This window comes from Pararhizobium sp. LjRoot235 (assembly GCF_964254145.1).
In the GTDB taxonomy this organism is placed as follows: Bacteria; Pseudomonadota; Alphaproteobacteria; order Rhizobiales; family Rhizobiaceae; genus Pararhizobium.
The window spans coordinates 3,360,462-3,386,467 of record NZ_CAXUSP020000001.1 but is presented as its reverse complement, the minus strand read 5'-3'; the positions used below and the strand labels follow the sequence as shown (position 1 = coordinate 3,386,467).

Sequence of the window (26,006 nt, the reverse complement as noted above, 5' to 3'; positions counted from 1 at the left end):
TCGTGTATAAGTGAATTATACTTGATCCAATAGAAATGAACGCTGCGCCACCATATACGATCAGTCGTTCTTCGACCCTAAGGAGACGTCCGCTCTCCAAACAACAACACCAACGACAAGAGAAGGCCAAAGGATACGGCCGCGCTCGTCCATGCGCCGAAAGACAATCTGCGTAGCGACCGAAACTCGTCGCCGACAAAAAACCTATTGAAGCGGCTGAACTTGCGCCCCTGCCGTTCACCCCAATTAAGGCCTTGATCTTCTGCCCGATTGATTAACACCCCGGTCCTGCTGATCACGAGGAGGTTGGCATAGAGAGCCGTAAAGAAGCCTACGACGAAAACGATGACGCAAGCCCACACCGCAAACTGTAAGAGAAAGGGCTGCCCCTCCATCTTGAGCGTCATTCTCCAGTTCTCCGCCTCGGATAATCCCGGGAATCGTAGTATTGCCCAGAAGCGTTAACCTCCGCTTTCATCGCGGGACGAATCTGATTTCGTGGTTCCTACAAGTCATAGCTCCAGCCATGTTGCTATCTAAGGTTCTAGCCGTGTCCCAAAGGACAGAGAATTAAGCATCGCTAATATAACGATATCCGGTGTGTCCCTGTGCAAACGGGATAAGCCTTTTATGTTACATGACTGGCCATGATCGCGGTGGCGAAACGAAGATCTTCCCCCACGCCGGAAGGCTTCGTCATTTCGATGCCCAGGCCATCAGCGCGCTGATCGCCTTCGTGTTCTCCCCAAGGGCTGACGGCGGTTTTTTGCTGCTTGGAAAAAGTGGTTGTGCCCTGCGGCTAACTCCTGCCAGTCATTGAACTTTCACAAATCTGTCACGCTGGGGAAACGGAAAATTTAAGCCCGGAAGCGATCTTTCGTGCAATCTCATTATCCGTATCCGGAGTTTACGCATGTCCGCCGCTGCCGAAATGCTCTCCCTGCGCCGCTTCGGCGATGACCAGATCGTCACGCTCGCCAAGCTGGTGATCGAGAATGCCTTCCAGCCGATCGTCGAGATCGCGACGGGTGCTGTTTTCGGCTATGAGACGCTGATGCGCGGCTTCGAGCGGCTCGGCTTCCAGTCGCCGCTCGAACTTCTCGACAAGGCCGAGGAGGCGGGGCAACTGATGGCGCTGGAGCATATGGTCAATAGCCGCGCCTTTGCCGCTTTTGCCAGCCTGCCGGATTTCGCCTCACGCACGCTGTTCGTCAATTTCGACAGCCGCCTGATCGGGTTGGAAGGCGGTGTCGTCGAGCGGCTCTGCAATCACCTGAAGCGCTCGAACATTCCGCCGTCGTCGATCTGCTTCGAACTCTCCGAGCGTTTCGACAGCGGCAAGATGCCGGACTTTTCCGGCCTCGTGAAGCGGTTGCGGCTCGCCGGTTTCAAGCTGGCGATCGACGACTTCGGCGTCGGGTTCAACGGACTGAAGCTGCTCTGCGACCAGCCGGTGGATTATGTGAAGATCGATCGGCATTTCATCTCCGGCATCGAAGCCAGCCCGCGCAAGCGCCATCTCGTCCGCCACACGGTCAACACCGCCCATGTGCTCGGCACCCGCGTCATTGCCGAGGGCGTCGAGACGGAGGCCGAATTCGCCACCTGTCGCGACCTCGGTTGCGACCTTGTCCAGGGTTATTTCATCGCCCGCCCGACGGTGCATTTCGCCGACCTGCAGCCCGCCTATCCGCATCTGGAGCAGACCGCCGGCGCCCGGCGCCAGTCGGCCTCGCTCGATAGCATCCTGATCCGCAAGCAGATCGAGCAGGTTCCGGCGGTCAAGGAAAACGACGACCTGGATTCAGTGTTCGAACTGTTCCGCCGCTCGCCGCAGCGCAGCTTCTTTCCGGTGCTCAACGCCAATGGCGAGCCGCGCGGCGTGCTGCACGAATATCACGTCAAGGAGATGATCTATCATCCCTTCGGCCGCGATCTCCTGAAGAACCACATGTACCAGCGGCACATCTCGCATTTCGTCAGCCCGGCGCCGATCGCCGACCTCGAGACGCCGGCCGACGAGATGCTGAAGATCTTTGCCGGCATGGATGGCAGCGACTGCGTCATCCTGACGGAGAACATGCGTTATGCCGGCATCCTGTCGGCTTCCTCGTTGCTGAAGATCATCAGCGAAAAGCAATTGAAGAGTGCCCAGGAGCAGAACCCGCTGACCGGCCTGCCCGGCAACCGCGCTATCCGCGACTACGTGCAGGACGCCGCGCTCGACGGCGATGAGGCCCGCTATTTCTGCTATTGCGATTTCGACAGCTTCAAACCCTTCAACGACCATTACGGTTTCCAGAAGGGTGATCTGGCCATCTCGCTGTTTGCAGCCCTGATGCGCCGGCATTTCATCGGCGAGGAAAAGTTTCTCGGCCATGTCGGCGGCGACGATTTTTTCATCGGCGTCAGCGGCTGGACGCAGGAGGATGTCGCTGCTGTGCTGACCCGGGTTCTCTCCGAATTCTGCAGCGATGTCCGTAAGCTCTATTCCCGGGAGCATCAGACGGCGGGCTGCATGACCGGCCATGGCCGCAGCGGCGAAGCGACGCGCTTCCCGCTGATGCGCTGTTCGATCGCGGTGCTGATCCTGCCGGAAGGCTTCGTCTTTTCCGATGCCCAGGCCGTCAGCGCCCGCATTGCCGAAATCAAGAGCCAGGCAAAGGAAAGCGAAACTGGCCTGGTCTTCGACACGTTTGGCCGGGTGCCACGGTAATCGCCGCAGCCGTGCACGGAAAAGAAAACGGGCTGGAACCCCTGATGGATTCCAGCCCGTTGCATGAGCCCAAAGCGTCTAGCCGTGATCGGGAAACCTCATGCGACGATCCGCGCGTCACTGCACCGGCGTGACAGCCGTTGCCTGATGCTTCTTGCCGATCATTTCATAGGCAACCGTGACCTTTTCGCCGACCTTGAGGCCCGGACCCTTGAAGCCGGCAGGCAGCCTGTAGCTGGTGCCGTCCTTCAGCGTCAGCGTCATCGCCTTGGTGTCGAGGGCGCGGATCGTGCTGCTTGTGGTGCTGGCCGCAAAAGCGGCTGACGAGAGGGAAATTGCGGAGATGATGGTCAATGAGGTCAGAAGAGCACGCATGGGTGTCGTCCTTGTTTGGTCCCTACATTGTGGACCGTCTGTCGTGAAACCGTCCGGAGCCGTCGCGTCGCGGCTGGGAAAACCGCCGGCGTCTCCCGGTTTCGAGGATGAAGCTAGACCCAGTTTCCGCGCCGTTCAAATTAAAGAAACTTAATTTTTGCAGGGCCTTGGATGACCTATTTTTGCCATGATGCAGCGCAGCATCTGCCGCGCCGATATCGTTTTGCCACATCGTTCACGTGCGCCATGCCTGGCGGCCAAAACACAGCTTTGCCCTTCTCGCCCGCCGCGCTAGATAACCGGTATTCTTGCAAACGAGGAGAACGCCCGTGACCCTTCCGACTGAAATGACCTATGTCGATCTTCCGTCTCCCGGCGGGCCGGAAAAGATGGTGCTGGCACGAGGCCCGCTGCCTGGGATCAAGCCCGGCGATATCCTGATCTGGGTCGAGGCTGCCGGTGTCAATCGCCCGGACGTGCTGCAGCGGCAGGGCCACTATCCGCCGCCGCCGGGCGCAAGCCCGATCCTCGGGCTCGAGGTTGCCGGTGAAGTGGTGGCCCTGGGCGAGGGCGCCAAGGGTTTTACGATCGGAGACAAGGTCTGCGGCTTGGCTAATGGCGGCGGCTATGCCGAATTCTGCGCCCTGCCGGCGACACAGGCCTTGCCTTGGCCGAGGGGCTATGACGCGGCCCGCGCTGCGGCCTTGCCGGAAACCTTCTTCACCGTCTGGGCCAACGTCTTCCAGATGGCCGATCTGATGGAGGGCGAGAAGATCCTCGTCCATGGCGGCTCGAGCGGCATCGGCACCACGGCCATCCAGCTTGCCCGTGCCTTCGGCGCCGAGGTTTTCGTCACCGCCGGCGCCAAGGACAAGTGTGACGCCTGCGTGTCGCTGGGTGCGAGGAGAGCGATCAACTACCGCGAAGAGGATTTCAAGGCGGTCATCCTGGAGGAAACCGGAGGCTACGGCGTCGATGTCATTCTCGACATGGTCGGCGCGCCCTATTTTGATCGCAACATCGCTTCGCTCGCCAAGGACGGCCGCCTGTCGATCATTGCTTTCCTCGGTGGCGCCACAGTGGAAAAGGCCAATATCGCGCCGATTCTCGCCAAGCGCCTGCATGTCATGGGCTCTGCCATGCGGCCGCGCACGGCGGTCGAGAAAGAGGCGATCCGCGACGATCTCCTGGACAATGTCTGGCCGCTCCTGGACGAGGGCAACGTTCACCCGGTCATGCACGCCGTGGTGCCGTTCTCGAATGTTGCCGAGGCGCATCGCCTGATGGAAGCCGGCGATCACATCGGCAAGATCGTCATGGCATTCTAAAGTCTAAGACCGTCATCCTTGCAATCGCCAGGAATCGGATTTACCTTCAGCCTATCTTCAACGTAAAGAAAGGAAGGTGATCCAGTGTCTAATGAGCTTTCGAACCTCGTAACGGACATGGGAATTGTGGTGGCAGAGACGAGGCAGCCCTCGATCTGAACCCAACCTTCCTGCGGGTCGCACCTTCAACGGATGCGGTCCGGGCCTGTTACCTGGCCAAGACTCATGGAGGGCCGCCCCTAGGGTGGCCCTTTTTGTTTGTCTGAGGAGCAGTCTGTGAGGAAATTTCATGCGCGGGTCCGGGGTTTTGTGTTGCGCGATCTTGGTCTAAAGACACGGGCAGAAATTGGATTTTTGAGGGCATAGGCATGTCGAACCCGGTACTTGTTGAGGTCACCCGTGGCAATTTGGTGGAGAGTCGTCATCGCGGCATGGTAATAGCCGTCGATGGCTCCGGTAAAACCGTCTTTTCGTTGGGTGACACCGATGCGGCGGTCTTCCCGCGCTCGGCCTGCAAGGCGATGCAGGCCCTGCCGTTGATGGAGACGGGCGCCGCCGACGCCTATGGATTCGGCAACAGGGAACTGGCGCTTGCCTGCTCGTCGCACAATGGCGAGCCGGAGCATGTGGCGCTCGCCGCCGCGATGCTGGCGGCCGCCGGCAGGGACGTCGCGACGCTCGAATGCGGCGCACACTGGTCGCCCAGTCAGGAAACGCTCATCGCCCAAGCCCGGTCGCTCCAGCACCCGACGCAGCTCCACAACAATTGCTCGGGCAAGCATGCGGGCTTCGTCTGTGCCTGCTGCCATAGCGGCGAGGAAACGGCCGGTTACGTCACCTACGATCATCCGCTGCAGCGGGAAATTCGCGGCGTGATGGAAAGTCTGACCGGGGCAGCGCTCGCGCACGACAATTGCGGCATCGACGGTTGCTCGATCCCGACCTATGCCGTGCCGTTGAAGAGCCTTGCCCATGGCTTTGCCAAGATGATCACGGGCCAAGGGCTGGAGCCGGTCCGCGCCAGGGCGTCAAAACGGTTGATAGAGGCCTGCACGGCCGAACCTTTCTATGTCGCCGGCAGCAAACGTGCCTGTACCCGCCTGATGCAGACGGCACCCGGCCGCATTTTTGCCAAGACCGGCGCCGAGGGCGTGTTCTGCGCAGCCATCCCGGAAATGGGGATCGCCATAGCGCTCAAATGCGAGGACGGCACCACCCGCGCCGCCGAGGCGATGGTCGCCGCCACGCTTGCCCGCTTCTTCCGCGATGAGCCCGCGCTGCACGCCACCCTGATGGCTGAGGCCAACCATTCGATGAGGAACTGGAACGGCATCCATGTCGGCGATGTCCGGGTGACGGATGCCTTTTCCCACTGAACCGAATTGCCTTGACGATCGGCCCCAAGCGACAGGACAATGATCGATGATCGCCTTGCGGCCCATGAAAGCCACCGAATTTGCCGCTTATCTGGCCTATTTCATCCGGGATTATGCTGCTGAAATCGCGGCGAACTACGGGCTTTCGGAGACAGAAGGCTTCGCGCGGGCAAGCCGCGAGATCGCCGACCATTTGCCCGACGGGCCGCAGACGCCGGGCGAGGTGCTGCTCTGCATTGTGAACGAGGCGGACGACCATGTCGGCTATCTCTGGTATCGGCCGGCTCCGGGTGAGCGCTCGGCCTTCATCAGCGATTTCCATATCCTCGCCGCGCATCAGGGACGGGGCTACGGCCGGCAGGCCCTGAACGCGCTCGAAACGCACCTCGCCGAGAGCGGCATCGCGGAAATCCGCCTGCGTGTCGCTGCTGACAACGAGCGCGCCCAGCACGTCTACAAGACATCAGGCTTCCAGACCACGGGCATCAACATGAGCAAGCGGATAGGCGAGCCGTAGTATCCGGTCGTCGCGATTATTTTACGCCTCGATAAGTTGCACGTTCTGACCTCTGTAGGGGGCAAGGACGTGCGGATCCATGCCGGCCGGCACGATCAGTCCAGCCATCTCGTCGATGCCGGCGATATGGTGCGGCGAGACGGCACCGAATTTCTCCTCCGTCAGCAACGTGATGGTTTCGGCCGATCGCGCCGCAATGGCGCGCTTGATGGCCGCTTCCTCGTAGTCGCCGGTCGAGAGCCCGTGGGCGGGATGGATTGCGGTCGCTCCGAGGAAGAAGATGTCAGGGCGAAGCATGCCGATTGCGGCGAGCGCCGCAGCACCCGTCGCCACCATCGAGTGTTTGTAGAGGCTGCCACCAATCAGGATCACCTCGGCGCGGTGTTTCGCCAGCAGCGATGCGATTGCCGGGCTGTGCGTTGCGATCGTCACCTTCATCTCGCGGGGCAGGGCGCGGACGATCTCGGCATTGGTGGTGCCGCCGTCTAGGAAGATAAGCTGCCCGGTGCGGATCAGTTCTACCGCCTTGCGCCCCAGGCGCTTCTTGACATCGGCGGAAATCGTCTGCCGGGCCTCCAAGTCGGGGAGTGGCGGCGCGATCGGCAGTGCTCCGCCGTGTACCCGTTTCAGAAGACCGGCCGCTGCCATGTCGCGCAAATCGCGCCTGATCGTGTCTTCCGAGAGGTTCAGTTCCGCCGCCAGTTCCCCGGCAACAACTTGCCCGTCATTGGCAAGCCGCGCGGAAATTAGCGCGCGCCGCTGCGAAGTCAGCATTTCGATCTCCAAATCATTCTTGACTCTTCACGATATTGCATGTTTATCACGAAATATCCCAGATAAAACGGGAATGTTCGTGCGATTGTGGAGGAAAACATGCTTATTCTGATTGCGGGCCCATATCGCTCCGGCACTGGTGACGAGCCTGAAAAAATGGCGGCCAATCTGGAGCGTCTGGAGGCGCCGTCTCATGCGCTGTTTCAGGCGGGCCATGTGCCGATGATCGGCGAATGGGTGGCGTTGCCGGTCTGGCGCACGGCGGGAGGCCGCGAGGTGGGGGATGATCTCTATGAGAAGATCTTTCATCCCGTCGCTGGGCGGCTTCTGCAGCTTTGCGATGCCGTCTTGCGCTTGCCCGGCGACTCCAGGGGAGCGAACAATGATGTTCGCATCGCCAGGGAGCGCGGAATTCCGGTCTATTTCCGGCTGGAAGACGTGCCGGGCTGCGCCGTGACCACAATGGCGTGATCGGCGCTGAACCGGCTGGCAAACATCCGGCGTGATTGTTATTACTTGCGCGGAAAGCTCGCCTGCCGTGGCGAGCGATGGAGATTGAGATGCTGAAGCTTTATTTCACGCCGGCCACCTGCTCGCTGGCCTCGCATATCGCGCTTGAAGAATCGGGCGCACGTTATGAAGCACAAAGCATTGATTTCTCAAAGCAGGAACAGCGTTCGCCCGAGTTCCTGCGCGTCAATCCGAAAGGCCGGGTGCCGGCGCTGGTGACGGATCGCGGCGTGCTCACTGAAACCCCGGCGATCCTTGCCTATCTCGGCCAGTGTTTTCCGGGATCGCCGATCGGCGTACCGGCCGATCCGTTCGCGTTCGCCCGCATCCAGTCCTTCAATTCCTACCTCTGCTCGACGGTGCATGTGGCCCATGCGCACAAGCGCCGCGCCAGCCGCTGGGCTGATGATCCTGCGGCGATCGAGGCGATGACGCAGAAGGTCGCGAGCAATATGGGCGACTGTTTCGACCTGATCGAAACCAGCATGTCCGCCGGTCCGTGGGTGATGGGCGAAACCTATTCGATCGCCGATCCCTACCTGTTTACCGTTGCCGGCTGGCTGGAGGGCGACGGTGTCGATTCCGCGCGCTTCCCGAAGGTGCTGGATCATCGCCGGCGCATGGCCGAGCGCCCGGCCGTCAAGAAGGTTTTGAGCGTCGTAAACGCCTGAGTTTACGGGCTGGCGGGGCCAGGGAAGCTGGCGGCAAGCCGCTTCGGCGCCTTTTGCCGCCAGGCGGCGATCAGTCTTTGCGTCAGTTCCAGATCGCTGATGACACCAAGGCGGACCAGCATGGCCGGCCAGCCCTTGTAGTGGCCGGTCTCGAAATAGAGCTCGGGCGCCAGTTCGATCAGCATTTCCTTTTCCTCTCTGGCGCACATCACGACGAGAATGCCCGCCTCCTTCATCCGCGCGAAGGTCTTGCCCCGGACGGCAAGGGCAGGCGTTCCGTAACATGTGCCGGTCATCACCTCGGCAAGGCCCGCCGCTTGGGCGAGCCTCACGATCCGCTCGAAATCCGTCTCATGGCTGCCGGTCATGGTCACGCTCGCGATATCCGGGAGCTTCGAACGAAACGACCCTCAAGGCAAGTATCAGGCGCCGCAGCGATCTCCCGGGAGTTGCGTCGCTCGGATAACCGGGCCGGGAAAGGGCAGGTCGCCGAGTTCGCGCGTGTCCATGCGGGCGATGTCCGGGTGGCGCAGCAAGTCGCAGACCCAGGCCGTGTCTGTGTCTTCGTTTGCCGCTGCGGAGCCGGAAAGCAACTGGCCGAAACTGGAGAAAATCTTCAACATGGCATCACCATCCTTCGTCGGTGAGGTGATAGTCCTCTCGTATGGTGCAATTTTCAATTGAGATTGCCGCGATGGCAATATAGGAAAGCTATATGAAGAATCTGAACGCCGTTCATCTCAACGGATTGCGCGCCGTCGAAGCTGCCGGTCGGCTCGGTTCGCTGCAGGCGGCGGCTGAAGAATTGGGCGTCACCATCGGCGCGGTCAGTCAGCAGATCATCAAGACGGAGAAACAACTTGGCCGCATCCTTTTCGAACGCAGCCCGCGCGGCCTCGTGCCGACCCTTTTCGGCGAGGGCTTCCTGCCGCGGCTGACCGGCGGTTTCGAAATGCTGGATCACGCGGTCGCCTCGGCCCGCAGGCGCGACGAGACAATCCTGACGATCTCGGTCGCCCCGGTTTTCGCGGCACGCTGGCTGGTTCACCGGCTGGATCATTTCACCGAGAAACATCCCGACATCCGCCTGCGCATCGATGCGACGACGGCTCTCGCCAATCTCGAAACATCCGGCGTCGATGTCGGCATCCGCGTCGGCTCGGGCAACTGGCCGGGCGTCAGGGCCGAATTGCTGCTGGAACAGGAGATATTTCCGGTCTGTTGCCCGGCCATTGCAGAAAAACTAAAGGAGCCGAAGGATATTCTGGACGTTCCGGCGGTGATCGACGGCCGCTCGATGTTCAGTTGGGAAACCTGGCTGCGCGAAGTTAGTCTTTCCGGAAAACAGATGACCGCGCGGCATGTGTTCAACGATGCCTCGCTCTGCCTCGACGCGGCGATTGCCGGCCAGGGCGTGATGCTCGCCTGGCAGACGCTCGCCGGTTATTCGATCGTCGAGGGGCGATTGGTCATGCCATACCCCATCCGGGTGAAGACCGGGTTCGCGCATTATTTCGTGACCCCGCCGTCGCGCCGTGAAACGAAGACGGTTTCCGCCTTCAAGCAGTGGGTGCGCGACGAGATCGCCGAGAGCATGCAGCGTCTCGGCTTTGTCTGAGCGAGCGTGCAGGCTCAGGCGGCCTCCGCCTCCTTGCGCCGGCCCGCCATCATCTTCTCGAAGGCTGGCCGCGCATGGCAACGGGAAAGCCAGGCTTTTACGCGTGGATGCCTGTCGAACAGATAGGTTTCGCTCATGGCGTAGCGCAGCACTTCGGCAAGGTTGAGGTCGGCGACGGTGAAGCGGTTGCCGACGATGCAATCCCGCGCCTGAAGATGCGCTTCCAGCCGTGCGAGCGGCCTTTCCAGCCCCTTGACCGAAGCCTCAATGACCGCCTTGCCCTCCGGCGTATTTTCCGCGGCATTGTCATAGGTCAATACGATCTTGACCGTATGGGGTTCGACCTCCGTCGCCGCCCACAGCGTCCATGTCAGCATCTCGCCTTCTTCGCTGATGTCAGTGGCGGCAAGCGGTCCGCCATGCTTGCGGGCGAGGTAGAGATTGTTGGCCAGTGATTCCGTCAGCACCAGCCCGTCATCGTCGATCGCCGGGATCTGGCCCATCGGATTGACGACGAGGAAGGAGGGCGATTTGGTGTTGAGCCGGGCGTCGGGTGCCAGCGGGTCGACAAGCAGCCGCGCCTGGATCACCGGCACGGATTTGAACGGAATACCCAGTTCCTCCGCCATCCAATAGTTGCGCGAGGCACGCGAGCAGTAGACGCCATAGATCGTCAGCATGGTTGTTCCCCTTTCGCCGAAAATGCCCCGCAGGCTACGGCAGGCGCGGCAGCGGTTGAAGCCGAGACCGTTGATATCAGCCATGAAATCTTTTGATGTTTAGCTGAGGCGATTGCCGGAAAGGGTGAGGTGGGCGAAGGCTTCGCTTCCGCTCGTCATGAGGTCCCCGGTGACCTTCTCGTTCCAGCGATAGCCGAGAATGGCGCCGTCCCGGACGTCCTGAAACAGGTTGTTGGCGATCAGCGCGGTGCCCGAGCCTTCGACGACCGTCACCGCACAACCGCCGCCGGCGTTCCTCACCAGATTGCCGGTCGCGACGGCATTGCGCATGTAAGGTCCCCAGCCGAGCATCAGCCCCCATTTCGGCGCGTTCTCGATGACGTTGCCGGTCACGGCCGTATCCGCCTCCACGGCGATGCCGAAGCCGAAACCGGCGCCGTCATGGATATAGGGGCCATCGATATGCAGGTTGCGTACGATGTTGTTGCTGACGGTCGCCAGCCGCCCACCCTCGTCGAAGTTGACGATCAGGATGCCGTTGGCGGCGCCGTCGATCAGGTTGCCGGTGACGAGCGCGCCCTGAAAACCGAATTCCGCGTAGATGGCCGTTTCGCCGGAGCGCTGGCACTGGTTGTTGGCGATTTGCACGTCCGTCGCGCTGTTGGCGCGGATGGCGGAAAAGGCGCAGTCGGAGACATGGTTGTCCGTCACCATGACGTTTGCCGCGCGGAAAATACTGATGCCGTTGCCGTTCTCGCCGGTGCCGCCGTCCTTGGCGGCGATCCGGAAGATACGGTTGCCGCTGACCATCGTCCGGTCTTCCGCGGCCTCCCAGCGATGCACGAGGATGCCGCCATTGCCACAGTCGAACACGGTATTGGCCGCAATCGAGAGATTTTCGCTTTCCACCGCATAGATGCCGCCGGCGGCGGATTGCGAGATGCTGTTGCGTTCGATCCGGCCGCCGCAATGCTCGGCATTGATGCCGTGTTTCGGCGAGCCGGTGATGGTACAGTTTTCGATCGCCAGATTGGCGACGCCGCGCAGGTTGAGAAGCCCTTGGGCATTGTCACCGAGTTCCTTGCCGCCGCCGTCAAGAACGAGATCCGATAACGTCAGGCGCTCCAGCCCTTCGCCGCTCAGAAACCCGCCGCCACCGGCATAGGTCAGCCGCGTCCGGCCGGGAACGCCGCTCAGCCGGAGATTGTCGGGCAGCGTGATGCCGGAAAGCAGATAGTCGCCGGCAGGCAGGAAGACCGGCATGCCCGTTTGTGCCGCATCCTCGAAAAGACGGCTGAGGGCCTTGCCTTGATCTGCGGCAGCATCGGGACCGACGCCGTAGCCGGAGATATCGATCGTACCGCGCATGCCATCCGGCACCGGTTTTGCAGCCATGGCGGTTCCGGCTGCCGGGCAACAAAACATCGAGGCGATCGAAGACAGAAGCAGGCGCCGGTTCAACATGGCAAATCTCTTGCGTTTACAAGCGTCAATCATGCCAATGTCCGATGTGCCGAAATGATACGAAATGTTGCCGGCAAACTGGATGAGGCATTGGAATTCAGAAGGGCAGCGGCAGTATTCGTCTATTTACAAGTACTTCTTTAGCAAAGAATAACCTCTGGCTGGTAGAAATCTGGGCAGGAAATCAGGAAAGACAGCTTGAACGGGCAAACTGTCTCCGGAGGCTTGCTTGACAAAGAACTTGGACTACTCTTGGAGGGATAGCCGAACCAAGGTCGTCGGCAACGACGACACGCAGCGCCTGATGGCCGCAGGCCAGCGCCTGGCGACGGAAGTCTCGCGCATGTTGGCGTCCGAGCCAGACATCGCCGATCGCCATTATTGGCTCGAGACGATGGTCAACCACATTCCTGATTACATCTACGCCAAGGACCTTGAAGGTCGTTTCCTGGTCGCCAACCAGGCGACAGTGACGGAAAACGGATTCCGGGAAGCCCATGAAATCGTCGGCAAGACTGACTTTGATATCCATACGCCGGAAAACGCCCGTCACTTTGCCGAAGCTGAGCGCCGGGTGATCGAAACCGGTGAACCCATGTTCGGGATAGAGGAGTTGAATGCGGTCAGCAAGGAAGAGCGCTGGCTGATGACGTCGAAGGTGCCGCTGCGCAACAAGCAGGGCGCAACCATCGGCATCGTCGGCGTCTCGCGCGATATAACCGATCGCAAGAAGGCAGAGCGCCTTCTCATCGGCCAGGCCCGGCTGCTGGAACTGATCGCCAAGAGCACACCGCTCACCGAGTTCTTCCGCGAATTGATCCTGATGATCGAGGGGCATCTGCCCGGCATTGTCGGCTCGATCCTGCTTCTTTCGCCGGACGGACAGCATCTGTTGATGGGGGCAGCCCCCAGCCTCGCCGAGGCTTATAATGCGGCGGTTCATGGCATCGCCATAGGTCCCAAGGCCGGCTCATGTGGCACGGCCGCCTGGCGCGGCGAGCCGGTCGTGGTCGCCGACGTCCTCTCCGATCCCCTCTGGGAGGATGCTGTCGATATCGTCCGACCGTTCGGCTATCGCTCCTGCTGGTCGACGCCGATCCACTCCTATCAAGGCAAGGTGCTTGGAACATTCGCGCTCTATTCGCGCGAGGTCGGCCTTCCTTCGGCGGAACAGACCGAACTGATTTCGATGGCTGCGCATCTGGCGGGCATCGCCATCGAGCGTCGGCAATCGGAAGAGCGCATCCAGTTCATGGCGCATCACGACGCGCTGACCGGGTTGCCGAACCGGGTGCTGTTCGATGAATGTGTCGCCGGCGCGCTGCAGCAGGCGCGGGCAAGCGGTCAGTGGGTGGCGCTCGCCTTTCTCGATCTGGACAATTTCAAGCTGATCAATGATACGCTGGGTCATCACGCCGGTGATGAACTCCTGCGTCTCGTCGCAGGCCGCATGCTGGCTTGCGTGCGCAACTCGGACATGATCGTGCGGGTCGGCGGCGACGAGTTCATCATTCTCCTGACCTGCCTGCCGCCGGATAGCGGCGTCGTCACCTCCCGGCTTGAGGATATTCGCACGGCGATCGGCGCGCCGCTCGCTCTGTCGGGGCGCAGCCTGCAGGTCAGTTGCAGCATGGGCGTGGTCTGTTATCCCGACCATGGCCAGACGGCGACCGAGTTGCTGGCTAGTGCCGACTCGGCCATGTACAGGGCCAAGGAAGTGGGCCGCAACAATCTGCAACTGTTTGACGCTGAAATGGCGGCGAAGGCGCGTGAAAAGCTGCAGCGCTATGAGGAACTGCGTGATGCGGTCGCTCGCGGTGAATTCGTGCTGCACTATCAACCGCAGATGAATCTGAAAACCGGCAGGGTTTTCGCTGCTGAATCGCTCCTGCGTTGGCAACATCCTGAGCGCGGCCTGGTCTCACCCGCGGAAATCATCCCGCTGGCCGAGGAAACAGGCTTGATCGTGCCGATCGGCGATTGGGTGCTGAACGAGGCCTGCCGGCAGAACAAGGCCTGGCAGGAGGCCGGCCTGCCGCCGATCGTCGTCAGCGTCAACGTATCCGCCCGCCAGTTCCGGGAGCGCAACTGGGTGTCGAGGGTCGCGGAAGCGCTGGCGGAAAGCGGGCTGGAAGCCTGTTATCTCGAGTTGGAGCTGACCGAAAGTCTGATCATGCAGGATGTCGGCGCGGCGATCGCCACAATGCACGAGCTACAGGTGCTCGGCGTCCATCTCGCCATCGACGATTTCGGTACCGGTTATTCGAGCCTCAGCGCGCTCAAGAGCTTTCCCGTCCGGCGATTGAAGATCGACCGGTCCTTCATTCAGGATATTCCGGGCGACGACGACGACAAGGCGATCACCGGCGCGATCATTTCACTCGCGCAAAAGCTGCAGATCGAGGTGATTGCCGAAGGGGTGGAGACCCAGGCGCAGGTCGATTTCCTGCAGGCGAGCGGCTGCCATGACGTGCAGGGGTATTTCGTCAGCCGGCCGGTGACACCCGCCGCCTTTGCCGCCCTCCTGGCGTGACCGCGCCGCCGGACTGTTGCGCACTGGACACGGTCGATGCGCACTCTCATAGTCGTGAACAGCCTTGATCGGCGCAAGCCCCGATCCAGCCGCAATTGCCATACTTGTGGCGGGGACCGGTGCATAGCTGCCGGAGCAATTTTTTGCGTGGCGTCTTCGGCCGCGTGTTCGCCAATCCGCGTCAACGACATATATAGAGTTCAATGATACTGTCCAAATCACTCTCCCGCCGGCAGTTCCTCAATATCTCCGGGCTTGCCATGGCCTCGGCCGGCCTTGCCGGATGCACCTCCTCGATGAACACCGACCGGTTCCGTGCCGAAACAGCGCCCTATTTTCGCAATCCGGCGCTGGAAGGCCGTTTCAGTGACCCGCGCTATGGAGCGGAACTGGAGGGGCCGGTCTATGGCGGGGAGCCGAGCGGTCTGCCGCTGCAATCGGCCTACTATGCCGAGATGTACGGGCCAAAGATCGATGATGGTTTCAACATACCGGCGGTGCCGTATGAGCAGATCGATGCGCGCTTCTATCGCCAGGAGGTGCCCAACACCTTCGGCGAAAAGCCGGGCACGATCATCGTCGATACCGGCGAACGCTTCCTCTATCTCATCCTGTCCAATGGTTCGGCCATGCGCTACGGCGTCGGTATCGGCCGCGAGGGCTTTGCCTGGTCGGGCAGGGGCGTGATCCAGTGGAAGCAGAAATGGCCGCGCTGGAAGCCGCCGAACGAGATGGTCGCCCGCCAGCCGCAGCTGGTACAATATTCGATCGCCAATGGCGGCATGGCCCCTGGCATCGACAATCCGCTCGGCGCGCGGGCGATGTACATCTTCCAGAACGGCGAAGACACGCTTTATCGCCTGCACGGATCGCCGGAATGGCAATCGATCGGCAAGGCAGTGTCCTCCGGCTGCGTGCGCCTGATCAACCAGGACGTCATCGATCTCTACGACCGCGTCCGTAACGGCGCGCCGATCCTGGTGATTTGAAACTTTTCGCGCCCGGCCATGCGCGCCTGCCGCCGCTCGTGGCGCGCGGTAGAGATTTGAAATTGCAACATAATTCCTCGGAATTGTGTAGAAGACGCTAAACCCCGTTGTGCTCGTCGAGATGCCGGTTGAGGTCGTGCAGCGCCGAGCGCAGGGCGGCGGCTTCCTTCATGCTGCATCCGGTTGCCTTGCCGATTTCCATCAGGACCCCGAAGGCATCGGTCTTCAGCGTCACGCCTCTTTTCGTCAGCGCGACGATCACCTGCCGCTCGTCGCCCTTGTCGCGCGTGCGGCTGACGAAGCCGGCCGTTTCGAGCCGCTTGAGCAGCGGCGACAGCGTGCCGGAATCCAGCCCCAGTTCCTCGCCAATGCCTTTGACCGTCATATTGTCGTGCTGCCAGAGCGCCAGAAGCACGAGATATTGCGGATAGGTGAGCCCGAAGCGGTCGAGCAGCGGCTTGTAGGTGCGGTTGAACGCGTGCGCCACGGAATAGACCGCAAAGCAAAGCTGCTGGCCGAGCGCCAGGGCCTCGCCGTCCTTGAGATCGTCCTTATGGGTGTCACTATCGTCGGTCATAGCTCGCATCTTCGCAGTTTTGTCGCCGTTTTGCAATTTGCAAAATTATATTGTGTCCGATTAAATTATACGCTATTGATAATTCCGCAGCAAATTGCTCCCGTAATCAACCACCTGGAACCAAGGAGACAGACCATGCCCATTCTTTACACCACCAAGGCATCCGCAACCGGTGGCCGCGCCGGCCGCGCCGTCAGCGAAAACGGTGTCCTCGATGTGACGCTCACCGTTCCCAAGGAACTCGGCGGCGATGGTGCCACCGGCACCAATCCGGAACAGCTCTTCGCAGCCGGCTATTCCGCCTGCTTCCTCGGCGCGTTGAAATTCGTCGCCGGTAAGGAAAAGGTTACGATCCCGGCTGACGCGACCGTAACCGCAACCGTCGGCATCGGCCCGCGCGAGGATGGTACCGGCTTCTACATCAGCCCCTCGATTTCCGTGAACCTGCCGGGCGTCGAGCGCGACGTCGCCGAAAAGCTGGTCGCCGCCGCCCACATCGTCTGCCCCTACAGCCACGCGCTGCGCACCTCGACGGAAATCCCGGCAACCCTTGCCTGAGGGAACCACCGTCTCGAACCGACAAGCCCGGTGGAGCGATCCGCCGGGCTTTTTTCGTGGAGAGAGACACCTTCCGGAAAAGTTGAAAACGATGACAACGACCTGGGATGCAGCGATGCAATGCGACGGGCGGATGGTGCGGTCCCTTCGGCGGCGTCCCCGGTTAATATCAGGAAAATCCACGGAAGTCCGACTCTGTCCATTGACTGCAACCAGTCAAATAGCTACCCATGGTTGAATAAATCGTCGGGACAGTTCAAGAGAATTCTTCGCATAGCCGTTCTGGCGCTCTGCCGATCGAGCGGTTTTCGCAGGCCAGGGCGGAATCCGTGGGGTGGCGGCCGCAGGATGGCCAGGTGTAATAACGATCTGATTCAAGTGGGGGATCGTTCATGAAGTGCTTTTCCAGCGGGTTTCAGACCCGCATTCTCAGCCTGCTGCTCATTTGCAGCATGCTGTCCGTGTCCTTCGGCTCGGCGGCAAATGCCCGCTTTATTTCACCGGACACCATGGACCCGACAATGTCGGGCGTGGGCACCAACCGCTATGCCTATTCCGGCAATGACCCGGTCAATAAAAGCGATCCGAATGGCCATCAGATGGGCCACAATGGCGGTCCGCCCCTCGACCCTACGGACCTTGACGGGGATAATATCCCTGACTTTTTGGACTCACACCCCGGCATAAATGATCAAGAAATACAAATTCATGATGTCAGTCCGAACTTAGGCCACCCCGGTATTGGAGGGTTGGCAGCTACCATGGCTGGAGCGGCGATCATGGGTGCGGCCGCCCGTCAGGAGGGCATAAGAGCCAGAGCAGACACTCTTTTGAAAGACAACATCGGGTACAATATTTCGCCAAGAAGCTACGATAAAGATTTCGATAAGATCGGCCGATATGAAACGTTCGTAACCGACAGAAAAGCACTAGAAGATGTCTTGGGGCCGCTCAATAAATTGGATTCGTCTCGGCTGGATTCAAGAACGGTTGCGCGACTGGAGGACGCTTTAGGATTGGAATCCGGAAGTCTTCGGAAAAGCGGCTTTAAAATCAATACGGTTCACTTAGAGTAAAATTAACATTCAGTTAACGATGGCTGTGAATCAATGCCCACCTGCGAATCGGGGGTGGGATTGATGGGGCGTACGGTGGCGGGGCTTGCGGCGGGACGCCGGATCACGGATTTCATCGGTCTGGGGGTGATCGCCAAGACATTTCCGATCGGCAAGGTGCATGAGGTTCTGGCCGCGTCGGGCAAGACCAGCATCCGCCAGCGCGATCTGCCGGCTCATGTGGTGGTTTACTACGTCATCGCCCTGGCGCTGTTCATGAACGCCTCCTGTAAAGAGGTGCTGCGGTGCATGCTGGAGGGCGTCCAATGGCTGAGCGGGCCGGGGGCTGCGCTCAAGGTGGCGGGAAAATCGGGTATTTCCCAAGCCCGCACGCGGCTCGGCTTCGAGGCGGTGCAGCGCCTGCATGACGCGATGGTGCAGCCCATCGCGACACGGGGGACCAAGGGGGCCTGGTTCGGGGCGTGGCGTCTGGTCAGCCTCGACGGCAGCACGTTCGACGTCGCCGACGATCCGGCTCTCGAGGCCGCCTTCGGTCGGCCGGGCGCGGGTCATGGCGAAAGCGCCTTCCCGCAAGTCCGCTTCGTCTCCTTGGTGGAGAACGGCACGCATGTCTTGTTCGGCACGAAGATGGCTGGCTGCACCACCAGCGAGATCGCCTTGACCAAAGAGGTTCTGCCAGCCCTGCGCCAAGGCATGCTTTGCTTGGCGGATCGCAATTTCTTTGGCTACGCGATGTGGACCCAGGCCAGCGCCACCGGAGCCGACCTGCTCTGGAGGATCAAGCAGAATGCGCGCCTGAAAGACGAGCAACGGCTGCCCGACGGCTCCTATCTGAGCCACATCTATCCGTCCGAGACCGATCGCCGGCGCAAGACCAAGGGCGTCGCAGTTCGCGTCATCGATTACCGCCTGGACGGCGTCGAGGGTGCCGAGCCCATCTATCGCCTGGCCACCACGGTTCTCGACCACGCCAAGGCCGGCGCCGAAGACCTGGCCGCGCTCTATCACGAGCGCTGGGAAATCGAGACCGCCCTGGGCGAACTCAAGACCCACCTGCGCGGCGCCAAGATCGTCTTGCGCAGCAAAACCCCCGACCTGGTGCGCCAGGAGGTCTTCGGCCTGTTGATGGCCCACTTCGCCATTCGCGGTCTCATGCATGAAGCCGCCCTCCAGGCCGACGAGGACCCCGATCGGCTCTCCTTTCTGCACGCAGTTCGCGTCATCCGCCGAAAGCTCCCCGCCTTCGGCGCTATTCCCCCCTCGGCGTCGAGCCGCCCTGCATAGCGCCATCCTCGCCGAGATCCTCCAGGAGCGCGTCCCACCCCGCGCTCATCGCCGAAACAAACGCGGCGTCAAACGCAAGATGAGTAACTTCCCTGTCCGACGAAAAGCCGACAGGCCACCACCGCCCGTCAACATCAAAAACGCCATCAGAGTCGTTATGTGAACCGTATTGGCTTTAAAATACGCGAAATTAGTGACCTAAAATCCAGAGGCGTCGGCTCGCCTGTCCAAGGAAACCAGAGCTTCTGAGAGGCTGCCTCAAAAAGATTTGAGTGATTTCAGTCAGTTGTGATTCCGTCGGATTTGCAAAGATTCGATGGAGATCACGATGGCCTGGACTGAAACCACCCGGCGCAATTATGTCCGGCGGACGAGCGGATATGCAAGCGATGTCACGGATCGGGAATGGGATTTTGTTGCGCCGTTCATGCCTGCGCCACGGCGTCTGGGCCGTCCGCGCAAGACTGATTTGCGCGATGTTTTAAACGCCCTTCTCTATATCGCTTCGACAGGCTGCCAGTGGCGGATGCTGCCGAAGGACTTTCCGCCCTGTTCGACGGTGCAGCGGTATTTCTATGAATGGCGGGCAATGGGTCTTTGGCCACGGATCAACCATCACCTCGTCATGGAGGCGCGGGAACTGGAGGGGAAAGAAGCCTCGCCGACAGCAGGCGTGATCGACAGCCAAAGCGTTAAAACGACTGAAAGCGGTGGTATCCGTGGCTTTGATGCTGGGAAGAAGATCAAGGGCCGCAAGCGCCACATCATTGTAGACACGCTCGGGCTGATGGTCGGCCTCATGGTGCACAGCGCCGATATCCAGGATCGCGACGGCGCTCCCGATCTCCTGAAATCCGTCAAAAACCGGTGGCCGTGGTTGCTTCATGTCTTCGCTGATGGCGGCTATGCGGGCGACAAGCTCAAAAAGCGGCTACAGAAAATCGGGAAATGGACACTCGAAATCATCAAACGTTCCGACAAGGCCAAGGGTTTTGAAATCCTGCCGCGCCGCTGGGTCGTCGAGCGGACCTTCGCCTGGCTGGGGCGATGCCGCAGGCTGGCCAAGGACTTCGAAAAATCCGTCGCTTCAGCAGAAGCGTGGATAACCATCGCCCACATCCGCATGCTCACAAGACGCCTTGCAAGATATGGATATCGTTGAAGCCTTTTCGAGTCCGACTCTTAGGAGGAAATAAGGGCTTGCCAGGCGGAGGACCGGAGTTGACGATTAGCGATCGAGCATCGACCAAAGACAGGGGCGGAGTAAAGACTCTCGGAGAATATTTTGGTTGGAGTAATTAAAAATGGGCAAACCGACTCGTGTAACTATAGTTAGCTCAGAATATATAGGTATAAAATTCTCAAGTGAGACTGATTTAAGGATGTTTGAAAAATTAGGATTTAAAAAAGACAACATTGACAGAAATTTACTATTTTTTGACGCCAAAAATAGCCAATCTTTATTCTCTATGCTCGAAAAATTACGTGATATGAAAATCCCATTTTCTACACACCGGACTGGTGGAGCCGATTATGCTGTCGAAACGTTCAGAGAACGAGGGCATTTGAGCGGCGCATTTAAGCGCATTAACTTCTTCGGCAACGACACTGACGAGAACGCACCATTCGTGATCGAGGATTTTTGATCCAGACTATATCGCTACTACCTATCTCTCTCGCTCATCCTTGCCGGACCGCTCTTTTCCTGCCGGACCCCGATTCGTACCGAGCAGCTTGTCACGCTGCTCGGGCGTGAACTGTGGCTGCTCGACCGGCCCTTGACGGACTTCCCCGTCTCGTTCATCGCCCTTTCAAACCTCTCCCATAGTTCTTCGAGCCGCAGTCCGCGTACCGCGATCCACCCGCTGAACCGATCCAGATTCCGGCCAACGACCGCGCGCTAGAGCTGGCCGCGCTCGCTTGGCCCGCCCGGCGCTCCAGCGCCATGGCGATAGCGCCGATCTTCGCCTCCGGATCGCGGTCGAGCCGGGCGGTGGCAAGATCGAACACGCGGGCCTGAACATTGTCATTGGCGGCACGGGGTTCCTCGGCCTTCACAATCGTCTCGGCCCTCTGCTCGCTGCGCCTGCCCCGCCCGCTCCAGCGCCCGGTTGACGACGTTGCCCATTTCCTCATGCCACTGCTCGATCAAGGCCGTCTCGCCCGTTACCGCTTCAAGCTCCCCAGGATCCCGCGCACCAGCGCACGGCCGAGCGAGGAGGCGACTGTGCGGGCGACGGATTTCATCGCCGCCTCGGCGACGGTTTCGCGCTGGTAGCCGGAGCGGGCTCTCGGCCTTGCCTGCGTCGATGCCGGTTCGTCGTCGCCGAAGCCGGGCAGGGTCCAGCGGCTGCCGCCGGGGGAGGCCGGGGCCTCTTCGGTCTCGCGCGCAGCTTCAGCCTGTTCGGCCGCCTTGGCGGCGCGCTTGGCGAGCAGTTCGTAGGCCGATTCCCGGTCGAAATCCTCATCGTAGAGCCCGGCCACCGGGCTGATCTTCATGATGTTGGCGCGTTCGGCCTCGGTCAGCGGGCCGACGCGGCTTGACGGCGGACGGATCAGCGTGCGCTCGACCATCGACGGTGAGCCCTTGCCTTCGAGCGTCGAGACGAGCGCCTCGCCGGTGCCGAGATTGGTGATAACCGTTGCGCAGTCGAAATCCGGGTTGGGCCGGAAGGTATCGGCCGCCGTCTTCACCGCCTTCTGCTCGCGCGGCGTATAGGCGCGCAGCGCATGCTGGACGCGGTTGCCGAGCTGCGCCAGCACCGTGTCCGGCACGTCGAGCGGGTTCTGGGTGACGAAATAGACGCCGACGCCCTTGGAGCGGATCAGCCGCACCACCTGCTCGATGCGCTCGAGCAGCACTTTTGGCGCGTCATTGAAAAGCAGATGAGCCTCGTCGAAGAAGAAGACCAGCTTCGGCTTGTCGGGATCGCCGACCTCCGGCAGTTCCTCGAACAGTTCCGACATCAGCCACAGCAGGAACGTGCCGTAGAGACGCGGGTTCATCATCAGCTTGTCGGCGGAAAGCACCGAGATCGCGCCGCGGCCGTCGCGGGTCGTGCGCATGATGTCGGAAACCTTGAGCGCCGGCTCGCCAAAGAAGTGCTCGGCGCCCTGCTGTTCGAGGATCAAGAGTTCGCGCTGGATCGAGCCGGTCGAGGATTTCGAGATGAAACCGTATCTGTTGGAAAGCTCGGAAGCGTTCTCGCCCATGTAGGTGAGCAGCGCCTGGAAATCCTTGAGGTCGAGCAGCGGCAGGCCGCCGTCATCGGCGATCTTGAAGGCGATGTTGATCACCCCTTCCTGCGCATCGCTGGCGTTCATCAGGCGCGACAGCAGCAGCGGCCCCATTTCCGAGACGGTGGCGCGGACGCGGTGGCCTTTTTCACCATAGAGATCCCAGAAGATCACCGGGAATTCCTGGAAACTGAAATCGGTAAAGCCGATCTGCTCGACCCGCTTCCTCACCCAGTCCTTCTCCTCGCCGATCGCGCCGATGCCGGAAAGGTCGCCCTTGACGTCAGCGCAAAAGACCGGCACGCCGGCATTGGAGAAGCTTTCCGCAAGGATCTGCAGCGTCACGGTCTTACCGGTGCCGGTCGCCCCGGTAATCAGGCCATGGCGGTTGCCGAACTTGAAATCGAGATATTCCGGCTTGTTGATCGTGTCGTCCGGCTTCCGGCTCGTGCCGATATAGAGCTTCCCGTCCTCAAGCATGGGGCCTTGTCTCCGTTTTGACAATGAAAGCCGCGGCTCGCTGACCGGCGCAGGGTTTTCATCACATTGTTTTCCAAGGGATGTTATAGGAGCAGTGCGTGCCACCGGCAACAGGAGGATTGGGCCACACGGCGCGGTTGCCGTGCCCGATAGCCGCATTGTAATCGCTCCTGATGCATGAAACGATGGTCGGGTTCGCGCTGTGGACAGCCGGTTCGAACGGCGCTTGAGTCTCAAGCCGAGATAATTTACGTTGACGTCAACGTCAAAATACGAGGAGAATCACCCATGAACGAACTGGTCACCCGCGTTGCGGAAAACGTCGGCATCGACCCGGCAACGGCTGAAAAGGCCATCGGCATGATGCTCGGCTTCCTGCAGCGCGAAGCAGCCGACGGCCCGGTCGCCAGGATGATCGAAGCCATTCCCGGCGCTTCCGAAATGGTCGCCAAGTTCAATGGCGAAGGCTCGGGCAATGGCGGCGGCCTGCTGGGTGGACTGCTCAGCGCCGTCGGTGCCGGCGGCGGCGTCATGGCGCTCGGCCAGCAGCTGATGTCGCAAGGCCTCGGCATGGGCGAAATCACCGCACTCGCCAAGGAAACCATCGGCTATGCCAAGGAAAAGGCCGGCGACGACGTCGTTGACGAAGTGGTCGCTTCGGTACCAGGCCTCAGCCAGTTCGTCTGATATCTGAATGAAACCGTTCATGGCCGCGTCGCCGAGGCGAAGGCGGCCGTGAACACCACCGGTGCCGGCGCTGATCAGTTCTGCCAGGCCTTGACGGTCTCGGCGATCCATTCGGCCGTCAGCGCCACCGCCGGCACCTTGGCGCGCTCCGGATGCGTCAGCAGGAATAGCGGGCGCTCTGCGGTGGCGTTCGGCTCCACGACAAGATCGAATCGCGCGTCCTGGCGTGCAAAACTCTCCGGCAGCATGAGATCGGCACCCAAAGCCAGCGAGGCGGCAATCAGCACGTCGAGGCGGGTCGATGTCAACGCCGTGCGGGCATGCGGCCGCAATCGGTCCAGCGCCTGCATCTCCGGAACATGCGCCAGGCGCTCGCCATAGCGCACCACAACCTGCCCAGCCGTTTGTTCGTCGACGCCAGATGGGCGGCAGAGATGGAAACGCAGGGTTCCGAGGCTGCGGATCTTCGTGTCCTGCTCTGCCGTCCTGCCAAAACGTAGCGCGATGTCGGCCTCGCGCCGCTCGAAGCTCAGGGCTTGATCGTCAGCGACAAAATCAAGGCTGATGCCGGGATTCTGCCTGACGAAAATATCGAGCGCCGGAGCGAGAAAGGCTGAAAGGACGAAGCCGACGCTGGTGACGCGGACATGATCCTTCAATTCTGCAGTCGCCCGCATCAGCGAGGAGATCGACAGCGAAGCCTCCTGAGAGATCGTCCGCAGCCGGTCGATGATGCCGGAAAGCGGCGGGGTGGCAACGAGCTTGCCGTCGATGCGGTCGAAAAGCGCGCTGCCGATGCGGCGCTCGAGTGCTGCGAGCCGGCGTGACACTGTCGTCTGGTCGACGCCGAGAGCAGCGGCAGCACCGGATAAGGTGCGATGCCGCAAAATGTGATCGAGAAGTTCCAGATCGGCCCAGTATGAACCTGCATTCATGCAGCTTTGTCCTTGAAAATTTCGGGTATGCCTGTGTCCGTGCAGATTGGTAGTCTTGGCCATTCCAATCTGCAAGGGAGTTTTTCATGACCGACACGACGATGCCCGCCACCACAATCCTCTCGCTCGCCGGTGTGGTTTTGATGCCACCTGTCCTTTCGGACGCGACCCTGATCCTGATCGATTACCAGAATGAATATCTCTCCGGACCGCTGGCGCTGGTTGGGGCGGAGGTTGCGGTGGAGCGGGCGGCGATCCTTTTGCAGGCCGCACGCGCGGCGGGGTCGCGGATCATCCATGTGGCCCATCGGGGCGAGGCGGACGGTCTCTTCGACCGGGGCGCGTTCAGGGGTGCCTTTATCCCGGCTGTCGCGCCTGTGGAAGGCGAGGCGGTCGTTGAAAAGACCCGGGCCAATGCCTTTGCCGAAACCCGGCTTGAAGCGCTCATCGGACCGGCCGGCCGGAAGATCGTCGTCGCGGGCTTCATGACCCACAATTGCGTCTCGTCCACCGTCCGGGCCGCGCGTGATCGCGACTATTCGATCACGGTCGCGGGCGACGCCTGCGCCACGCGCGACCTGCCGCTGCCGTCGGGCGTCGTACATGCAGCTAACCTGCATCGGGCGACGCTGGCAGCCCTGGCCGATACGCACGGCTTGATTGCCGATGTCGCCGATCTGGTCCGCTAGAGTCTGGGAAAACGGCCGCCGGATCATACCCGGCGGCCGCAACGTTTTGCCGTTCAGGCGGCTTCGTCCCAGACCGGGGCGAGACCCTGCGGATTGGCGATGCGGCCGTCCGGCGTGGCAAGCAGGTGGATCGCCTTCATCTCGTCTGCCGACAGCACGAAATCGAAGATATCGAAGTTTTCGGCAAGCCGCGATTGCGTCGCGGTCTTCGTCAGGGCGACAACGCCGTACTGCTGGATCAGCCAGCGCAACGCGACCTGAGCGGCGGTCTTGCCGTGGTGGCTGCCGATATCGTTGAGTACCGGATCCCTCGGCGCGCGACCATCGGCCATCGCATAATAGGCCGTGATCGACATGCCGAGCCGTTCGGCGTCCTCAAGCACCTTCAACTGATCGAGATAGGGATGATATTCGACCTGGTTGGTGACCAGTGGCGCTACGCTCAGCCGTGCGGCCTCGTCCATCTGGTGGGTATTGAAGTTGCTGAGGCCGATATGGCGAACCTTGCCGTCCTGCTGGACGGCGTTGAGGCGCTCGATCTGCTCGGCGAGTGGCACGGGGCTTCCGGGCCAGTGGAGGAGCAGGAGATCAATATAGTCGGTCTTGAGCTTCTGCAGGCTTTCATCGACCGAAGCGGAAAAGGCGCCTTGCCTGTAGTTGTCGACCCAGACCTTGGTGGTGAGGAAGATATCGGAACGGGGGATGTCCGATTGCCCGATGGCGGTGCCGACTTCCGCTTCGTTGCCGTAGACCTGCGCGGTATCGATATGGCGGAAGCCGATGTTCAGGGCTTCCGGTACGATGCGCAGCACGTCGGGGCCTGACATGCGGAAGGTGCCGAAACCGAGGGCCGGAATGATGGCGCCGTTGGCGTTGACAATCGGTTGCATGAAACTCTCCTTTTCGAGGCTGCCCGGCGAGCGCTGCCGGGC

At 60.9% G+C, this 26,006-nt stretch carries 28 protein-coding genes; 16 read left to right on the top strand and 12 right to left on the bottom strand.

Annotated features, from left to right (window positions below; translation table 11 throughout):
• Window positions 1-77: 77 nt before the first annotated feature.
• Window positions 78-407, bottom strand: a complete 330-nt coding sequence (locus tag ACSQ2Z_RS16615) for a hypothetical protein (protein WP_436082198.1) — start codon at window positions 405-407, stop codon at window positions 78-80.
• A 506-nt stretch (window positions 408-913) separates the two neighbouring features.
• Between ACSQ2Z_RS16615 and ACSQ2Z_RS16610 the strand changes: the two genes are divergently transcribed.
• Window positions 914-2,716 carry a GGDEF domain-containing protein gene (locus ACSQ2Z_RS16610; RefSeq protein ID WP_436082197.1) on the top strand — a complete coding sequence of 601 codons (1,803 nt, stop codon included), beginning with the start codon at window positions 914-916 and terminating at the stop codon, window positions 2,714-2,716.
• 117 nt (window positions 2,717-2,833) lie between these two features.
• Here the strand turns inward: ACSQ2Z_RS16610 and ACSQ2Z_RS16605 are convergent, their stop codons facing one another.
• Window positions 2,834-3,091 carry a DUF1344 domain-containing protein gene (locus tag ACSQ2Z_RS16605; RefSeq protein ID WP_436082196.1) on the bottom strand — a complete coding sequence of 86 codons (258 nt, stop codon included), beginning with the start codon at window positions 3,089-3,091 and terminating at the stop codon, window positions 2,834-2,836.
• A 329-nt stretch (window positions 3,092-3,420) separates the two neighbouring features.
• On the opposite strand from ACSQ2Z_RS16605, the gene ACSQ2Z_RS16600 reads away from it, so the two are divergent.
• From ACSQ2Z_RS16600 to ACSQ2Z_RS16590, 3 genes are all read left to right on the top strand, one after another.
• Window positions 3,421-4,419 (top strand): NAD(P)H-quinone oxidoreductase, encoded by a 999-nt coding sequence (locus ACSQ2Z_RS16600; protein ID WP_436082195.1) that lies wholly within the window; start codon window positions 3,421-3,423, stop codon window positions 4,417-4,419.
• A 368-nt stretch (window positions 4,420-4,787) separates the two neighbouring features.
• A complete protein-coding gene (locus ACSQ2Z_RS16595; RefSeq protein WP_436082194.1) occupies window positions 4,788-5,795 on the top strand; it encodes an asparaginase in 1,008 nt (335 codons plus the stop codon).
• Window positions 5,796-5,841: 46 nt separating this feature from the next.
• A complete protein-coding gene (locus ACSQ2Z_RS16590) occupies window positions 5,842-6,312 on the top strand; it encodes a GNAT family N-acetyltransferase (protein WP_436082193.1) in 471 nt (156 codons plus the stop codon).
• A 21-nt stretch (window positions 6,313-6,333) separates the two neighbouring features.
• Here the strand turns inward: ACSQ2Z_RS16590 and ACSQ2Z_RS16585 are convergent, their stop codons facing one another.
• Window positions 6,334-7,086 carry a DeoR/GlpR family DNA-binding transcription regulator gene (locus tag ACSQ2Z_RS16585; protein ID WP_436082192.1) on the bottom strand — a complete coding sequence of 251 codons (753 nt, stop codon included), beginning with the start codon at window positions 7,084-7,086 and terminating at the stop codon, window positions 6,334-6,336.
• Between the two features lie 99 nt (window positions 7,087-7,185).
• On the opposite strand from ACSQ2Z_RS16585, the gene ACSQ2Z_RS16580 reads away from it, so the two are divergent.
• Together ACSQ2Z_RS16580 and ACSQ2Z_RS16575 are read left to right on the top strand one after the other, a co-directional pair.
• Entirely contained in the window at window positions 7,186-7,557 is a 372-nt protein-coding gene (locus ACSQ2Z_RS16580; RefSeq protein ID WP_436082191.1) for a DUF4406 domain-containing protein, read from the top strand.
• 89 nt (window positions 7,558-7,646) lie between these two features.
• Window positions 7,647-8,267: a glutathione S-transferase family protein gene (locus ACSQ2Z_RS16575; RefSeq protein ID WP_436082190.1), complete on the top strand. Its 621-nt coding sequence runs from the start codon at window positions 7,647-7,649 to the stop codon at window positions 8,265-8,267.
• Between the two features lie 2 nt (window positions 8,268-8,269).
• Here ACSQ2Z_RS16575 and ACSQ2Z_RS16570 read toward each other — a convergent pair whose 3' ends face one another.
• Complete coding sequence (locus tag ACSQ2Z_RS16570) at window positions 8,270-8,635, bottom strand: MmcQ/YjbR family DNA-binding protein (RefSeq protein ID WP_436083107.1); 366 nt, start codon at window positions 8,633-8,635, stop codon at window positions 8,270-8,272.
• Window positions 8,636-8,689: 54 nt separating this feature from the next.
• Window positions 8,690-8,890 (bottom strand): hypothetical protein, encoded by a 201-nt coding sequence (locus tag ACSQ2Z_RS16565; protein ID WP_436082189.1) that lies wholly within the window; start codon window positions 8,888-8,890, stop codon window positions 8,690-8,692.
• 92 nt (window positions 8,891-8,982) lie between these two features.
• On the opposite strand from ACSQ2Z_RS16565, the gene ACSQ2Z_RS16560 reads away from it, so the two are divergent.
• On the top strand, window positions 8,983-9,885 hold the full coding sequence (locus tag ACSQ2Z_RS16560) for a LysR substrate-binding domain-containing protein (RefSeq protein WP_436082188.1): 903 nt from the start codon (window positions 8,983-8,985) through the stop codon (window positions 9,883-9,885).
• Window positions 9,886-9,899: 14 nt separating this feature from the next.
• Here the strand turns inward: ACSQ2Z_RS16560 and ACSQ2Z_RS16555 are convergent, their stop codons facing one another.
• On the bottom strand, window positions 9,900-10,565 hold the full coding sequence (locus tag ACSQ2Z_RS16555; protein WP_436083106.1) for a glutathione S-transferase family protein: 666 nt from the start codon (window positions 10,563-10,565) through the stop codon (window positions 9,900-9,902).
• 99 nt (window positions 10,566-10,664) lie between these two features.
• Window positions 10,665-12,029: a TIGR03808 family TAT-translocated repetitive protein gene (locus tag ACSQ2Z_RS16550; protein ID WP_436082187.1), complete on the bottom strand. Its 1,365-nt coding sequence runs from the start codon at window positions 12,027-12,029 to the stop codon at window positions 10,665-10,667.
• A gap of 229 nt (window positions 12,030-12,258) precedes the next feature.
• On the opposite strand from ACSQ2Z_RS16550, the gene ACSQ2Z_RS16545 reads away from it, so the two are divergent.
• Window positions 12,259-14,562, top strand: coding sequence for a sensor domain-containing protein (locus ACSQ2Z_RS16545; RefSeq protein WP_436082186.1), 2,304 nt, complete (start codon window positions 12,259-12,261; stop codon window positions 14,560-14,562).
• Between the two features lie 203 nt (window positions 14,563-14,765).
• Complete coding sequence (locus ACSQ2Z_RS16540; protein WP_436082185.1) at window positions 14,766-15,551, top strand: L,D-transpeptidase family protein; 786 nt, start codon at window positions 14,766-14,768, stop codon at window positions 15,549-15,551.
• A gap of 97 nt (window positions 15,552-15,648) precedes the next feature.
• Here the strand turns inward: ACSQ2Z_RS16540 and ACSQ2Z_RS16535 are convergent, their stop codons facing one another.
• A complete protein-coding gene (locus ACSQ2Z_RS16535; protein WP_436082184.1) occupies window positions 15,649-16,128 on the bottom strand; it encodes a MarR family winged helix-turn-helix transcriptional regulator in 480 nt (159 codons plus the stop codon).
• Window positions 16,129-16,263: 135 nt separating this feature from the next.
• Between ACSQ2Z_RS16535 and ACSQ2Z_RS16530 the strand changes: the two genes are divergently transcribed.
• The 5 genes from ACSQ2Z_RS16530 to ACSQ2Z_RS16510 all read left to right on the top strand — a co-directional run bounded on the left by ACSQ2Z_RS16530 (window position 16,264) and on the right by ACSQ2Z_RS16510 (window position 20,692).
• Window positions 16,264-16,686: an organic hydroperoxide resistance protein gene (locus tag ACSQ2Z_RS16530; RefSeq protein WP_436082183.1), complete on the top strand. Its 423-nt coding sequence runs from the start codon at window positions 16,264-16,266 to the stop codon at window positions 16,684-16,686.
• Between the two features lie 392 nt (window positions 16,687-17,078).
• Complete coding sequence (locus ACSQ2Z_RS16525) at window positions 17,079-17,762, top strand: hypothetical protein (RefSeq protein WP_436082182.1); 684 nt, start codon at window positions 17,079-17,081, stop codon at window positions 17,760-17,762.
• A gap of 54 nt (window positions 17,763-17,816) precedes the next feature.
• A complete protein-coding gene (locus ACSQ2Z_RS16520) occupies window positions 17,817-19,046 on the top strand; it encodes an IS4 family transposase (protein ID WP_436082954.1) in 1,230 nt (409 codons plus the stop codon).
• A 328-nt stretch (window positions 19,047-19,374) separates the two neighbouring features.
• Window positions 19,375-20,208, top strand: a complete 834-nt coding sequence (locus tag ACSQ2Z_RS16515) for an IS5-like element ISRm4-1 family transposase (protein WP_436080270.1) — start codon at window positions 19,375-19,377, stop codon at window positions 20,206-20,208.
• A 142-nt stretch (window positions 20,209-20,350) separates the two neighbouring features.
• Window positions 20,351-20,692 carry a hypothetical protein gene (locus ACSQ2Z_RS16510; protein WP_436082181.1) on the top strand — a complete coding sequence of 114 codons (342 nt, stop codon included), beginning with the start codon at window positions 20,351-20,353 and terminating at the stop codon, window positions 20,690-20,692.
• A 154-nt stretch (window positions 20,693-20,846) separates the two neighbouring features.
• Here ACSQ2Z_RS16510 and ACSQ2Z_RS16505 read toward each other — a convergent pair whose 3' ends face one another.
• Both ACSQ2Z_RS16505 and ACSQ2Z_RS16500 read right to left on the bottom strand, forming a co-directional pair.
• Window positions 20,847-21,182 carry a hypothetical protein gene (locus ACSQ2Z_RS16505; RefSeq protein ID WP_436082180.1) on the bottom strand — a complete coding sequence of 112 codons (336 nt, stop codon included), beginning with the start codon at window positions 21,180-21,182 and terminating at the stop codon, window positions 20,847-20,849.
• Window positions 21,183-21,212: 30 nt separating this feature from the next.
• A complete protein-coding gene (locus ACSQ2Z_RS16500) occupies window positions 21,213-22,763 on the bottom strand; it encodes a helicase HerA-like C-terminal domain-containing protein (RefSeq protein ID WP_436082179.1) in 1,551 nt (516 codons plus the stop codon).
• Window positions 22,764-23,051: 288 nt separating this feature from the next.
• Here ACSQ2Z_RS16500 and ACSQ2Z_RS16495 point away from each other — a divergent pair, with 288 nt between their 5' ends.
• Window positions 23,052-23,450: a hypothetical protein gene (locus tag ACSQ2Z_RS16495; protein ID WP_436082178.1), complete on the top strand. Its 399-nt coding sequence runs from the start codon at window positions 23,052-23,054 to the stop codon at window positions 23,448-23,450.
• Window positions 23,451-23,524: 74 nt separating this feature from the next.
• Here ACSQ2Z_RS16495 and ACSQ2Z_RS16490 read toward each other — a convergent pair whose 3' ends face one another.
• Window positions 23,525-24,385 (bottom strand): LysR family transcriptional regulator, encoded by an 861-nt coding sequence (locus tag ACSQ2Z_RS16490; protein WP_436082177.1) that lies wholly within the window; start codon window positions 24,383-24,385, stop codon window positions 23,525-23,527.
• Between the two features lie 86 nt (window positions 24,386-24,471).
• Between ACSQ2Z_RS16490 and ACSQ2Z_RS16485 the strand changes: the two genes are divergently transcribed.
• Window positions 24,472-25,074 (top strand): cysteine hydrolase family protein, encoded by a 603-nt coding sequence (locus tag ACSQ2Z_RS16485; protein ID WP_436082176.1) that lies wholly within the window; start codon window positions 24,472-24,474, stop codon window positions 25,072-25,074.
• Between the two features lie 53 nt (window positions 25,075-25,127).
• Here ACSQ2Z_RS16485 and ACSQ2Z_RS16480 read toward each other — a convergent pair whose 3' ends face one another.
• A complete protein-coding gene (locus ACSQ2Z_RS16480) occupies window positions 25,128-25,964 on the bottom strand; it encodes an aldo/keto reductase (protein ID WP_436082175.1) in 837 nt (278 codons plus the stop codon).
• Window positions 25,965-26,006: the final 42 nt, after the last annotated feature.